Source organism: Aeromonas sp. QDB03 (assembly GCF_027707985.1).
Taxonomy (GTDB): Bacteria; Pseudomonadota; Gammaproteobacteria; order Enterobacterales; family Aeromonadaceae; genus Aeromonas; species Aeromonas hydrophila.
Genome location: NZ_JAPCJG010000016.1, coordinates 39973 through 53756 on the forward strand (window position 1 = coordinate 39973; position 13784 = coordinate 53756).

Consider the following 13784-nt stretch of genomic DNA (forward strand, 5'->3'; position numbering starts at 1 on the left):
TTTGCGATATTGTTGTACGTCTTGTTTTTGTGACGTTTTTATCGGGTTATTTGAATTTAAAGTTGTTTATTTTCAGATGGTTGAAATAAAGGCGAGCAAATGGGTCGCCACCTCGGTTGGGTGAAGAGAGGTCTAGCAGTGATCTACAAATCGGTGGCGGATCGGTTGCGTATCCGGGTCAACGGGGCGGATTGCCGGGTGGGGGATGTCCTGCCGAGCGAGAAAACCCTGGCGAGTCAGTTCGGGGTATCGCGGATGACGGTGCGCAAGGCGGTGGACATGCTGATCGAGTGGGGGCTGGTGGAGCGGCGCCACGGCAGCGGCACCTACGTGACCAAGAAGGATGTACAGCACGAGACAAAGGGGTTGAGCGGTTTCACCGAGCTGATGCGTGAACAGGGCCGCAGCCTGACCAGCGAGGTGCTGGAGTTTCGCACCATGCCGGCCCCACCCGCCATCGCCAGCCAGCTCAGGATAAAGGTGAACGAGCCGGTCTACTTCTCCAACCGGGTGCGCTCGGTGGACGGCCGGGCCCTGCTGGTGGAGGAGAGCTACATGCCGGTGCGGCTGTTTCGCACCCTCTCGGTGGCCCATCTGGAGGGATCCAAGTTCGCCTACATCGAGAACGAGTGCCAGCTTCCCATCGCCGGCAACTACGAGAGCTTCAGCGCCGTGCTGGCCGACCGGCGCATGGCCGAGCTGTTGCATATCGAGCAGGGGGCGCCCATCCTGCGGCTCACCTCGCTCTCATACGGTGAGAACGGCGAGTTTCTCAACTACTCCATCATGTTCCGCAATGCCAACGACTATCACGTCGACTACCACCTGCGCCGCGCCCGCGGCTAGCCTGACCTGCATCTTGCTGCGTATGCAGACCCCCTCGCTAGCGAGGGGGTTTTTGTTTGATGGGCCCTGGATGGACGCCTCAGGCCTTGAGGCCGAGCCGTTTGGCGAGCCGGTGCAGGTTGCCGCTGTCGAGCTCCAGCACGCGGGCGGTGGCGGCCCAGTTGCCGTCGTGGGCGGCCAGGGTCTGCTCGATCAGCGCAAGCTGGAAGGCGTCGGTGGCGGCGCGCAGGCCTAGGCCGGCGGCGACGTGCGGGGCAGGCGTGATCGCGTTGGCAGGCAGGGCGGATCCCGTTGCCCCCAGATTGAAGTGGTGGACGTCCAGGGCCGGGGACTGGCTGCCCTGCTCGGCCCGGGCCAGCACGGCGGCGCGGTGGATGGCGTGCTCCAGCTCGCGCACGTTGCCGGGCCAGTCGTGGTGCTCGAGCAGTTGCAGCGCCTGGGGCTGGATGCGCAGCCGCTCCAGCCCCAGGCTGAGCCGGCAGCGTTCGCAAAAGTAACCGGCCAGCAGGGGTATGTCGCCGGGGCGCTCGCGCAGCGCCGGGGCCTGGATCGGGAACACGCTCAGGCGGTGATAGAGGTCGGCCCGAAACTGCCCCTCCACCACCGCCTGTTTCAGATCCCGGTTGGTGGCCGCCAGGATGCGCACATTGACCTTGAGTGGGGTATCGTCGCCGATCCGCTGCAGATCGCCGTATTGCAGCACCCGCAGCAGCTTGGCCTGCAGTGCCAGCGACAGCTCGCCGATCTCGTCGAGGAAGAGAGTGCCTCTGTCCGCCAGCTCGAACTTGCCCGCCCGGTTGTGGATAGCGCCGGTAAAGGCCCCCTTCACGTGGCCGAACAGCTCGCTCTCGGCCACCGACTCCGGCAGGGCGGCGCAGTTGAGATAGACCAGGGGCGCGCCGGCGCGGGGTGAGCCGCTATGCACTGCCTTGGCGATCAGCTCCTTGCCGACCCCGGTCTCCCCCAGGATCAGCACGTTCAGCTCCGAGCTCGCCACCACGTCTATCTCGTGGCGCAACCGGGCCATGGCGAGGGAGTGGCCTATCATCTCCGGCTGCTCAGGGCCGGGCCGGGTGCCGGGGACCAGCGGCTCGCTGCTCTGGCGGGCGAGCCGCTCCAGCAGCAGGGCGTTGTTGAGGGCGGCGGCGGCCAGGGCGCCCACCAGCCGCAGCTCCTCGTCGCTGATGGCGTCGAACTGGGTGGGGTTCATGCCGTCTATGGTCAGCGCGCCGATCAGCGCCTGATCCGAGAACAGCGGCAGACCGACGCAGGCGTGCACCTTGAAGTCGTCGTGATCCGGCAGCAGGCCGTCATAGGGGTCTGGCAGGCTGCTGTCGGCAGGGAAGCGCACCACGTCGCCGGCACGGGCGATGGCCTCCATGCGCGGGTGATCCTTGAGGGCGAAGCGGCGCCCCAGCACGTCCTGCATCAGGCCGTCGATGGCCAGCGGGATGAACTGGCCCCCCTCGTAGCGCAGCAGGGCCGAGGCATCCGAGTTCAGCAGGCTGCGCACGCTCTGGATCAGGCGGTGGAAGCGGTCCTGATGGGAGATGCCGAGTTGCAGGTCGAGGGCGATGCGCGCCAGGCTGTCGGTCGAGATCACGATAATTGTCCAAATGACAGTGTGTTTGTGTTTTTGACTATAAATAGAGGGTGTCTAAATGACAATGATAGATATATGTGTCCATTTAAAACAATGAGTTACATATTGGCACGTCCGCTGCAATAGCTGGTTCAGTCGAACATACACTATTGCATTCGAGGAACTGCCTGATGAGCATTCACGTCAAGAACAACATCCACTGGGTCGGCCAACGGGACTGGGAGGTACGCGACTTCCACGGTACCGAGTACAAGACCCACAAGGGCACCAGCTACAACAGCTATCTCATCCGCGAAGGGAAGAACGTGCTGATCGACACCGTCGATCACAAGTTCAGCCGCGAGTTCGTGCAGAACCTGGCGGCCGAGATCGATCTCGCCACCATCGACTATGTGGTGATCAACCACGCCGAAGAGGATCACGCCGGCGCCCTGACCGAGCTGATGGCCCGCATCCCCGGCACCCCCATCTACTGCACCCACAACGCCATCGACTCCATCACCGGCCATCATCATCACCCGGAGTGGAACTTCCACCCGGTCAAGACAGGTGACAGCCTGGACATCGGCAACGGCAAGCAGCTGGTATTCATCGAGACCCCCATGCTGCACTGGCCCGACAGCATGATGACCTACATGACCGAGGATGCGGTGCTCTTCTCCAACGACGCCTTCGGCCAGCACTACTGCGACGAGCACCTGTTCAACGACGAGGTGGATCAGACCGAGCTGATGGAGCAGTGCCAGCGCTACTACGCCAACATCCTCACCCCCTTCAGCCCGCTGGTGACCGCCAAGATCAAGGAGGTACTCGGTTTCAACCTGCCGGTGAGCATGGTGGCCACCTCCCACGGCATCGTCTGGCGTGAGGACCCCACCCAGATCATCCTGAAATACCTGGAGTGGGCTGACCACTATCAGGAAGATCGCATCACCCTCTTCTACGACTCCATGTCCAACAACACCCGCATGATGGCCGACGCCATCGCCCAGGGCATCCACGAGGTGGACCCCGGTGTGGCGGTGAAGATCTACAACGTGGCCCGCCACGACAAGAACGAGATCCTGACCCAGGTATTCCGCTCCAAGGGGATACTGGTGGGTTCCTCCACCATGAACAACGTCATGATGCCCAAGGTGGCGGGCATGCTCGAAGAGATCACCGGCCTGCGTTTTCGCAACAAGCGCGCCTCGGCCTTCGGCAGCTACGGCTGGACCGGTGGCGCGGTGGACCGGATCCAGACCCGGCTGATGGATGCGGGTTTCGACATCAGCATCTCCCTCAAGGCCAAGTGGCGGCCGGATGGCTCGGCGCTGGCCGAATGCCGCGAGCACGGCCGCCAGCTCGCCCGCCAATGGGCATTGCACCCGCTGGACGCACCCCGCCCGATCACCCCCACTCCGGCGGCGGTGACCCCCGTCCCTGCGATGCCCGCTGTTGAGCCGAAAGCCGCAGCGGCTGCCGCCGAATGGGATGACGACCAGGCCATGCTCTGCACCGTCTGCCAGTGGGTCTACGACCCGGCCCAGGGAGAGCCGGATCAGCTGGTGGCGCCGGGCACCCCCTGGGCCCAGGTACCTGACAGCTTCCTCTGCCCGGGTTGCGGCATCGGCAAGGAGGTATTCGAACCCTGCTCCGTGGAGGCCTGTGTATGAGCACAACAACGCAGAGTGACGCCGGCATCAGCCGGGAGATAGTGGTGATCGGCAGCGGCTTCGCCGCCCAGCAGCTGGTCAAGAGCCTGCGCAAGCTGGACGCCGAGCAGCCCATCCGCCTCATCACCGCCGACAGCGGCGACGAGTACAACAAGCCCGACTTGAGCCACGTGGTGAGCCGAGGCTGCGCCGCCGCAGCCATGACCCGCCAGAGTGGCAGCGACTTTGCCGAGCAGCAGCGCATTGCGTTGTTGCCCCACTGCCCGGTGCTCGGCATCGACCCAGCCCGGCGGTTGGTGCTGACCGAGCAGGGGGAATTCCCCTATGGCCAGCTGGTGCTGGCCACCGGCGCCAGTGCGGTACGCCCCGAGCTGCCGGGCAGCGAGCATCTGGTCACCCTCAACAGCCAGCAGGAGTATGCCGCCGCCGAGGGGGCAATCCAGCAGGCCCGCCGCATTCTGGTGCTGGGGGCCGGCCTCATCGGCTGCGAGCTGGCGATGGACATGGCGAGCGATGGCCGCGAGGTCACCCTGCTGGATCTGGCCGATAGCCCGCTCAGCGCCCTGCTGCCCGCCACCCTGACCCAGCCGCTGCAACAGGCGCTGCGCAGCCAGGGGGTCAGCCTGCAGTTCGGGACAGGTCTCGCCAGGATAGATGGCCAGCCGGGGGATGGCTGGCGCGTCACCCTGAGTGATGGGAGCATCAGCGAGCAGGATCTGGTGATCGCCGCGATCGGCCTGCGGCCGAATCTGGCCCTGGCCCGCGGGGCCGGGCTGGCAGTGGAGCGCGGCATCCTGGTCGACGATCGGCTGCAGACCAGCGATCCCCATATCTTCGCGCTGGGGGATTGCGTGCAGTGGCAGGGCCAGCTGCTCCCCTTCCTGCAACCCATAGTGCTGGGGGCCAATGCGCTGGCGCGCACCCTGCTCGGCACGCCGACCCCGCTGACCCTGCTGCCCATGCTGGTGAAGGTGAAGACGCCGCGCTACCCGCTGCAACTGGCGGGCCGCACCCAGGGTGAAGATCTCGCCTGGCAGTGCCGCTGGAACAGCCACGGCATGGTGGCCGAGGCGCGCGACCAAGCCGGCGAGATGTGCGGTTTCGTGGTGGGGGGCGACCAGATGAGCGCCGCCTTCCCGCTGCTGCGTCAGCTGCCCCGTTAACCCCTTTCATTGCACCGGCCGGGTCGACCCGGCCACTCGAGGAGAACCGATATGGCCATGCAACTGATTCCGTCCCACTGGGTAGTGCGCCGCTCCACCCCCTTCTTCACCCGCCAGAATGTGCCCCAGGCCCTGCTCACCCACCACAACACCGCGGCCGGGGTGTTCGGCCAGCTCTGCGTGATGGAGGGCACCGTCACCTATCACGGCTTTGCCAACGAGCAGGCCGAGGAACCGGAGGTGAGCCTGGTGATCCGGGCCGGGGAGTTTGCCACCAGCCCGCCCCAGTACTGGCACAGAGTCGAGCTGTCAGAGGATGCCCGTTTCAACATCCACTTCTGGGCCGAGCAGGCAGAATCCGACCAGCCGCTGTTCAACAGCCGCAAGGCATAGATTCAACTATGGGGAGGGGCATTGGGCGCAAATGTCCCCCTCTGCCCATGCAGATCAAAATAATCAATTCAGATGTCCGTTATCCTTGCCGCCAGTGGTGGATGAGGCAGTGAGGGAAACATGAGCGTGATCGAAGCCGTGACCATGGCCGCCGGCCTGGCCTATCTGGTGCTGCTGGCGTGGCAGGCGAGATCGGGCTGGCAGTGGCGTCTTGCCCTCGGCCTGCTGCTCATGCTCTGGTTGCTGGCGGCAGACAACCTGCTCTGGCTCGGCGTCGGGCTGGTGGCTGGCGCGCTTGCCCTCTGGCACCAACGGCGGCCGCTGCCCGCCCTCGAGGCGCTCGACAGCCAGTGGCTGCGGACGCGCACACGCCAGCTGCTGCTGCTCTGCTGGGGGCTGGTGACGCTGCAGTACGGCCTGCATGTCTGGCAGCTGGGGCAGGGGATGAGCCCCTGGCTGGTACGCCCTGACGTGGTGGACGGCTTCCTGCCCATCGCCGGCGGGCTCGGGCTGCGGGCCTGGCTCGGGCAGGGGCTGGTGGATCCGCACCATCCGGCGGCCACCGTGACTGTGTTGGTGCTCTCGCTGTCGGCCCTGCTGCTGGGGCGGGCGTTCTGTGCCTGGTTCTGCCCGCTCGGGCTGGTGGGTGAGTGGCTGCACGGTTTACGCAGCCGATGGCTGGTGGGGGAGTGGACGCCGCCGCGCTGGCTTGATGTCGTGTTGCGTGGCCAGAAGTTTCTGGTGCTAGCCTTTCTGCTGTTTATCGTGCTGATAGCGGTGCCAAGCGCCGCCCTGCCCGGCTACTTCACCAGCCCCTACCATCAGGCGGCGGACATGAAGATGGGGGCCTTCTTCTTCAACCTGACTCTGATCTCGGGCCTGTGCCTTGGCTGGGTGCTGCTGCTCACCGCCACCTTCCGGCAAGGGTTCTGCCGCTACCTCTGCCCCTATGGCGCCTGGCTGGCCCTGCTCGGCCTGCTGACCCCATTGCGCATTCGCCGTGACCCGGCCCGTTGCCTGCGCAGTGCGGGCCACGACTGCGACAAGTGCAGCCGGGCCTGCCCGTCGCGCATTCAGGTGCACCAGCTCATCGCGGTGCGCAGTCTCGAGTGCACCAGCTGCCTGAGCTGCGTGGCCGCCTGCCCCAAGCGGGCCGATGCGCTGCACTTGGGCACGCAGGGGCACCGGCTTGCGCCTCGCCAGCTGCTGGGGCTGCTCTGCCTGTTGCTGCTGGTGCTGCCGCTGCTCGCTTACGGCCTGCTGGGTATCTGGGTCAGCCAGACGCCGCTGGCAGATCGCGCCCACCTGCTGCAACTGTTGCCGCAACTCACTCATTGAGTGACAAGGAGCCAGTTGCAGGCTGTCTGCAAAGGGCCCGTTGGGTAGCCTGAACATGCACCCGCATTTGATACCTGAGGGGTAGCAGGGTAAAGTCCCTTCCCCGACCTGGCGGCTCTGCTGCCGTGTCGGGCCGGTAGCCCGCCTTGAGCGCACCTTGCTTCCCACGCGAAGCAGCCAGCGTCGGGCTCCGGCACCTAGATGAGCGCGATCTACCATGACAACCGGCGTAGCACATGCAACGGTCCGCGGTCGCGATCGGATCCACAATCGTCTTTGGAGAAGTAAATGGGACAGAAACCATCGTTGGTGGGCGGGGCATGCATCATTGCCGGCGTCTGTGTAGGGGCCGGCATGCTGGGCTTGCCGAGTGCCGGGGCGGGCGCCTGGACCATCTGGTCGGTGCTGGCCATCACCCTGACCATGATCGTGATGACGCTCTCCGGCTGGATGCTGCTGGAGTCCTATCAGGGCTATCCGCTACGCGTGTCGTTCGATACCGTTACCCGCGAACTGCTGGGGGAGAAGCTCAACGCCCTCAACAACCTTACCGTCTATTTCGTCGGCGGCATCCTGCTCTATGCCTACATCACCTCGGCCGGCCTCATCATTGACGGCATGACCGGCATCGGCAGCCAGTTGGGCTCAGTCCTGTTTACCCTGGGCTTCTCCGGCCTGGTGTGGCACTCCACCCGGGCGGTGGATCGCATCTCAGTGGTGCTGGTCATCGCCATGGGGCTGAGCTTCGTGTTCGGCATCTCGGGCCTGTCGCTCAACATCAAGCCGACCCTGCTGTTCGATACCCTGAGCGAGCACGCCAGTTATGCCCCCTATGCGCTGGCCATGCTGCCAGTGGCACTCACCTCGTTCGGCTATCACCATTCGGTGTCGTCCATGCGCGCCTACTACGGTGAGGAGCGTCGCGCCCGTTACGCCATCCTCGGCGGCACCGCCATCGCGCTGCTGTTCTACCTCATCTGGCTGGTGAGCGTGTTCGGCAACCTGCCGCGCAGCGAGTTCGGGCCGGTGGTGGCCCAGGGCGGCAACGTCGACGTGCTGCTCAAGGCGCTGGCCTCGGTGATAGAGTCGGAGGCGGTCGCCAGCGCCCTCAACCTCTTCTCTATGGCCGCCATCCTTTCTTCCTTCATCGGGGTGGGGCTGGGGGTGTTCGACTATCTGGCAGATCTGTTCAAGTTCGACAACGGCCGTGGCGGCCGCGCCAAGTCGTGGGCGGCCACCTTCCTGCCGCCGCTGCTGCTCTCCCTGCTGTTCCCGTTCGGCTTCCTGATGGCCATCGGCTACGCGGGCGCCGTGGCCACCCTGTGGACCTGCATCATCCCGGCCCTGCTGGCCTGGAAGGTGCGCGCCGGCAAGGGCAAGCAAGGGGACAAACAGGAGGGCTTCCGGGCGCCGGGCGGCATGCCGATGATCGCCGGTGTCTTCCTGTTCGGGGTGCTGACCGCGGCGTTCCACCTGCTCAACATGGCGGGCATGCTGCCCGTCTACACCGGCTGACCACCCCGACCTGCCCCGGCAGATTGCGACAAAAAACGGCGCCTGATGGCGCCGTTTTTTTATGATGCAGCACTGACGGTCACCTGTGGTGCTACTGCCGGTAGCGGGCGGCGGTGATGAACTGGCCGAAGGTCTCGCACCAGATGATCACGCTGTCGTAGTCGGCCGGGTTCACATCGGCAGGCAGGGGGACGATGAAGTTGTCGAAGGTCTTCACCGGCCCGATTTTCACCATCTTCTCCTTCAGGCGGGCAAAGTCGGCCTCGGTCTCGACGAAGGTGGGCGACAGGTAGAGTTGGTAGTCGGGGCCCGGCGCCAGTTTGCCCATCAGGCTGATGGCATCGGGTCCGATGCTGACCCGCCCCTCACCCCAGTGCAGCCGGTCGCTGTCTTGCAGATCCCGGCGAAAGGTACCGTGAAAGCTGGCCTGAGCCTGCCGGGCGGCAACCTGCTCGTTGGCGGGGGCGGGTGGGGCGATCAGGATCGGCAGGGCATAGATGCCGGCCGCAAAGCCGGCGGCGCCCACCAGCAGATGGCTGGCCAGCAGCAGGGCCAGGGTTTTGCGTTGCATGGCTGTCTCGGTCGTTGATTAATTGATGGCACCACCCTACCAGCAGGCCGCCGTCATGCCCACCCCGGGATGGGGGCATGACGGTGGTTGCACGGGCATCGCGCAGGCGGGGTTTACTGGATGCTGACCGCCAGGGTGTGGGGCACCTGCTCGCCGCGACGGGCGGAGGCACGCATCTGATAGACCTGGATCAGGTACTTGCCGGAGGCGGGCAGGGCGCCTTGCCACTGACCATCGCCATCGTTGCGACCGATCGCCTCGGCCTGGCCGGGTTGGGCGCCGGGGGCGAAGACATTGAAGTTGGCGTTGCTGCTGCCGCCGATCTTGACCGTTATGGTCTGGCCCGCCTTGGCCACCAGCGTGTAATGGATGCTGTCATAGCCGGTGAAGCTGCCCTTGAGCTGGGCGCTGTGGGCCCCCTTGGCAAACTGCACCGGGACAGTGGTGACCTTGTCGGCGGCCTGCGCACCGGCGACCATGGTGACGGCCAGCAGGGCGGCCTGGATTGCTCGTTTCATCGTTGCACCTCGTGAAGGGGCCCTGTCACCCTGGCAGGGCCGCCCCGACAAGATATGCCCAAATCGGCGGGTTGCCTATCCGAGTCAGCGATATCGTCCTAGCCGAGTTGGCATGAATAGGTGAGATACCTGGCGGATATATCCGTGCAACCTTGAACAAGGCGCTGTGGGTGCGGTGACAATCCGATACCCTATGGCTCGGGTCTTCTTTTATCACGGGAATGGAACATGCTGATCATCTTCAGTGGTTTGCCGGGCAGCGGAAAAAGCACCATCGCGCGGGCCCTGGCCCAGCGGTTGGGCGCCGTCTACCTGCGCATTGATACCATAGAGCAGGCCATTCGTGCCGCTGAGCAGGCGGATAACGAGATGGGGCCGGCCGGTTATTTCGTCGCCTATGGGCTGGCCAGAGAGAACCTGGCACTTGGCTCGATCGTCATCACGGATTCTGTTAATCCCATCCAGCTCACCCGGGATGCTTACCACGACATCGCCCGCTCGGTCGGGGTGCCCTGTCTCGATGTCGAGATGGTCTGCTCCAATCCGAAGCTGCACCGCGAGCGGGTCGAAAACCGGACGGTGGATATCGAGGGGCTGGCATTGCCGGATTGGCAGGCGGTGATCGATCGCGACTATCAACCCTGGGACAGGGAGCGTCTGGTGCTGGATAGCGCCACCCTGTCGGTCACCCAGAGCGTGGAGCAGATCATTGCCGCATTGGCACAGGAATCGTAGGTTCGATTGACGCAGCATAATCGGACGAACGAGAGGTTTTTGTTGAGGTTGTTGCCGTGCAACAGAGGCGGCCAGCCGCAGGGGAAATTTTGGCTTGCTGTCATGGCGGGAGAATCTATTTACGCGAACGTCCGATTATGCCTGACTGCTAATCGAACCTACGAGCTATTGGCGTGCTGGTGGAAGGTTCGATTTATACAGCTAGGAGGAAAAATAGTGAATTTTAATATAATAAATATGATTAATATCAATAAAGTGTTGAAAATATCAACTTGATTATCATCGAAGTCTCCAAAAAGATAATAAAAGCTGGTAAGGTTAATATCTTGATAGTTCAACACCTAATTACAAAAGCATTTTTTAAAATTTCGCATGGAGTCATTTATAATTTAAATCGGAGTTGCTTTTGTATCAGCATATATTATAAATGCTTGCCAAACAAATAAATCATGAAGTGTTATAAGAAATGAAAAAATTAATTTTAATTCTCTCGTTATGTATCTCTGGCTGTATGAGTCCATATTATTGCAGTAAGGAGAAATATGCTGCAGAAAAGGTGAAATATAACTATTTGAAGTGTGGTGGGGCTGTGAGTGCAGATGTTGTTCTGGGTACTCTAGCAATAGTTGGTGTAGTTGCAGCTGCGCAGGGAGGAGGGGGAAGTAGTTCCAACAGCTATGAGGGTAATTGTGCTTGTCCGGCAGACTTGGATGCTCAGGGTAACCGTTGTGGCTTAAGAAGTGCGTATAGTAGAGAAGGTGGGGCATCACCTAGTTGTATCGGACGCTTGTAATGAACATGAAATTTATATTTACTATATATATCATGGCCTTGTTTGGCTGTGCAAAGCCAGAGCCAGCAACATTTTCAAATTATTATGTTAATAATGCAGGCGATGCCTCATTATTAATTACACTCGAGTGTTCTGACTACATAAATGCGGTTAACTGCAAGAAAAGGCAAGATGAAATATTACCTTTGGTAATGCTGTCACTTCAAAAAGTTTCAGAGAAAAATAAATCTAAGGCATCTTGTATTTTCAATGAGCTAACATCATCTAAAAACATTGAAAATAGATTCTATGATTACGTTCATTCAAATAAACTAACTGAAGATGGTACTGTTTACGCACTTCTTTTGTGGTTTGACGAACTATCTTGCAATTAAATAGAGTCTAATCTGATAGAATAGAATGAATTAATGGGGCTGCGGTTGTTATTTTTTTGAATTTTTACCTATTTTACCAGAAAAAGGATAGGTTGAATTTACAGGGTGAATTTGATACATCCTTTTTCAAACTATGAAGAATGCTTTATAAAAAAACGACGCCTTTCGGCGCCGTTTTTTATATCACTTACCCAACCAAGATCACTGCAGCAGGGAGATATCCGCCACTTGCAGGAACAGGTTGCGCAGGTTGTTCAGCAGTGCCAGACGGTTGGCCTTGAGGGCTTCGTCGTCGGCCATCACCATGACTTCGTTGAAGAAGGTGTCGACCGGTTTGCGCAGGGCGGCCAGACGGGTGAGGGCAGCCTGATAGTCACCGGCGGCGAACAGCGGGGCCAGTTCGGCTTGCAGTGAGGCAACCTGGGTGGCCAGCGCCTTCTCGGCGGCATCGACCAGCAGTTCCGGTTTGACGGCAGTCGGCAATTCGCCTTCGACCTTGGCCAGGATGTTGCTCACGCGCTTGTTGGCGGCAGCCAGTGCCAGTGCGGCATCCAGGGTGCGGAAGTGGCTGACGGCCTTGACCCGACGATCGAAGTCGAGCGGGCGGGTCGGGCGGCGGGCCAGCACGGCCAGCACCACGTCGGCACCGATGCCTTCGTCCTGATAGGCGGCGCGAAAGCGCCCCAGCATAAAGTCGACCACGTCGGTGACGACGGTTTTGTTGGTCAGCTTGTCGCCGTAGACGCGTACCGCTTCTTCAACCAGTTCAACCAGATCCAGATCCAGCTGTTTCTCGGTCATGATGCGCAGGGCACCGATGGCGGCGCGACGCAGGGCGAACGGATCTTTGTCACCCTTCGGCAGCATGCCGATGCCGAAGATACCGGCCAGGGTGTCGAACTTGTCGGCCAGCGCGACGGCGCAGGCAACCAGACCGGACGGCAGGGCATCGCCGGCAAAGCGCGGCATGTACTGCTCGTTGAGGGCCACGGCAACCGCTTCGTCTTCGCCATCGTGACGGGCGTAGTGCATCCCCATGACACCCTGGGTGTCGGTGAACTCGCCGACCATGTTGGTCATCAGGTCACACTTGGAGAGCAGACCGGCACGTTTGGCCTGAGCCACGTCGGCGCCGATACGCTCGGCGATAAAGCCGGCGACGGTCTCGATACGCTCGACCTTGGCCTTGACGGTGCCCAGCTGTTGCTGGAACAGCACGGTTTCAAGGCGCGGCAGGCGGGAGGCCAGGGTCTGCTTGAGGTCGGTCTTGAAGAAGAACTCGGCGTCAGAGAGACGGGGGCGAACCACCTTCTCGTTGCCGCTGATGATCTGGCTCGGGTCTTTCGACTCGATGTTGGTGACGAAGATGAACTTCGGCAGCAGCTTGCCGTTCTTGTCGTAGACCGGGAAGTACTTCTGGTCACCCTTCATGGTGTGTACCAGCGCCTCGGCCGGAACGGCCAGGAACTTCTCTTCAAAGTTGGCGGTCAGCACCACCGGCCACTCGACCAGTGCGGTCACTTCTTCCAGCAGGGCATCGTCCAGATCGGCCACGCCACCGAAGGCGGCAGCGGCCGCTTCGGCGTCAGCCTTGATCTTGGCTTTGCGTGCCATAAAGTCGGCTACTACCTTGCCTTTTTCCAGCAGGATCTGCGGGTACTGGCTGGCGTTGTCGATGGTGAACTCGCTCTCGCCCATAAAGCGGTGACCGCGGATGGTACGGGCAGAGTCGATACCCAGAATGTGAGCGGGAACCAGCTCCCCATCCAGCAGCAGGGTCACGGTGAAGACCGGACGCACGAACTGGATGGTCTTGTCGCCCCAGCGCATCATTTTCGGGATCGGCAGCTTGGCCAGCGCTTGGCTAACCAGTTCGCCCAGCAGATCTTTGGCCGGACGGCCTTCAACCTTGGCGGTGTGAACCAGCCACTCGCCCTTGTCGGTGACCAGACGCTCGGCCTGCTCAACGGTGATGCCGTTGCCACGGGCCCAGCCTTCGGCAGCCTTGGTCGGCTTGCCTTCGGCATCGAACGCCTGAGCCACGGCCGGGCCGCGCTTCTCGACGCTCTTGCTCGGCTGTTCGCCAGCCAGCTCGCTTACCTTCAGCGCCAGACGGCGCGGAGAGGCAAACCACTCGACGTCGCCAAAGGCCAGATCGGCCTTGGTCAGTTCGGCTTTGAAGTTGTCGGCAAAGGCTTCGGCCAGGGAGCGCAGGGCTTTGGGCGGCAGCTCAGCAGTACCGATCTCTACCAGAAATGTATGTTGTGCCATGTCCGTTCC

At 61.8% G+C, this 13784-nt stretch carries 12 protein-coding genes; 8 read left to right on the forward strand and 4 right to left on the reverse strand.

The window, feature by feature from the left end; genetic code table 11:
* The first annotated feature begins 138 nt into the window (after nucleotides 1-138).
* Complete coding sequence (locus tag PG900_RS21845; protein WP_010635556.1) at nucleotides 139-846, forward strand: GntR family transcriptional regulator; 708 nt, start codon at nucleotides 139-141, stop codon at nucleotides 844-846.
* A 79-nt stretch (nucleotides 847-925) separates the two neighbouring features.
* Here the strand turns inward: PG900_RS21845 and norR are convergent, their stop codons facing one another.
* A complete protein-coding gene (gene norR, locus PG900_RS21850) occupies nucleotides 926-2449 on the reverse strand; it encodes a nitric oxide reductase transcriptional regulator NorR (protein WP_270832285.1) in 1524 nt (507 codons plus the stop codon).
* A gap of 170 nt (nucleotides 2450-2619) precedes the next feature.
* Between norR and norV the strand changes: the two genes are divergently transcribed.
* From norV to PG900_RS21875, 5 genes are all read left to right on the forward strand, one after another.
* A complete protein-coding gene (norV, locus tag PG900_RS21855) occupies nucleotides 2620-4104 on the forward strand; it encodes an anaerobic nitric oxide reductase flavorubredoxin (protein ID WP_017410837.1) in 1485 nt (494 codons plus the stop codon).
* Entirely contained in the window at nucleotides 4101-5267 is a 1167-nt protein-coding gene (norW, locus tag PG900_RS21860) for an NADH:flavorubredoxin reductase NorW (protein ID WP_270832286.1), read from the forward strand. Before norV ends, norW begins: the two co-directional genes overlap by 4 nt.
* Before the next feature lie 51 nt (nucleotides 5268-5318).
* A complete protein-coding gene (locus PG900_RS21865) occupies nucleotides 5319-5660 on the forward strand; it encodes a DUF1971 domain-containing protein (RefSeq protein ID WP_041218431.1) in 342 nt (113 codons plus the stop codon).
* Nucleotides 5661-5780: 120 nt separating this feature from the next.
* Nucleotides 5781-6998: a 4Fe-4S binding protein gene (locus PG900_RS21870; protein WP_041218430.1), complete on the forward strand. Its 1218-nt coding sequence runs from the start codon at nucleotides 5781-5783 to the stop codon at nucleotides 6996-6998.
* Between the two features lie 288 nt (nucleotides 6999-7286).
* Nucleotides 7287-8513 carry an aromatic amino acid transporter gene (locus PG900_RS21875; RefSeq protein WP_041218429.1) on the forward strand — a complete coding sequence of 409 codons (1227 nt, stop codon included), beginning with the start codon at nucleotides 7287-7289 and terminating at the stop codon, nucleotides 8511-8513.
* 91 nt (nucleotides 8514-8604) lie between these two features.
* Here the strand turns inward: PG900_RS21875 and PG900_RS21880 are convergent, their stop codons facing one another.
* Nucleotides 8605-9084: a DM13 domain-containing protein gene (locus PG900_RS21880; protein ID WP_270832287.1), complete on the reverse strand. Its 480-nt coding sequence runs from the start codon at nucleotides 9082-9084 to the stop codon at nucleotides 8605-8607.
* A 113-nt stretch (nucleotides 9085-9197) separates the two neighbouring features.
* Nucleotides 9198-9602, reverse strand: a complete 405-nt coding sequence (locus PG900_RS21885; RefSeq protein ID WP_041218428.1) for a pre-peptidase C-terminal domain-containing protein — start codon at nucleotides 9600-9602, stop codon at nucleotides 9198-9200.
* A 228-nt stretch (nucleotides 9603-9830) separates the two neighbouring features.
* Here PG900_RS21885 and PG900_RS21890 point away from each other — a divergent pair, with 228 nt between their 5' ends.
* Entirely contained in the window at nucleotides 9831-10337 is a 507-nt protein-coding gene (locus tag PG900_RS21890) for an AAA family ATPase (protein ID WP_041218427.1), read from the forward strand.
* A gap of 792 nt (nucleotides 10338-11129) precedes the next feature.
* On the forward strand, nucleotides 11130-11504 hold the full coding sequence (locus tag PG900_RS21895) for a hypothetical protein (RefSeq protein WP_152608384.1): 375 nt from the start codon (nucleotides 11130-11132) through the stop codon (nucleotides 11502-11504).
* Nucleotides 11505-11705: 201 nt separating this feature from the next.
* On the opposite strand, the gene glyS is transcribed toward PG900_RS21895, so the two are convergent.
* Entirely contained in the window at nucleotides 11706-13775 is a 2070-nt protein-coding gene (gene glyS / locus PG900_RS21900) for a glycine--tRNA ligase subunit beta (RefSeq protein ID WP_270832290.1), read from the reverse strand.
* Nucleotides 13776-13784: the final 9 nt, after the last annotated feature.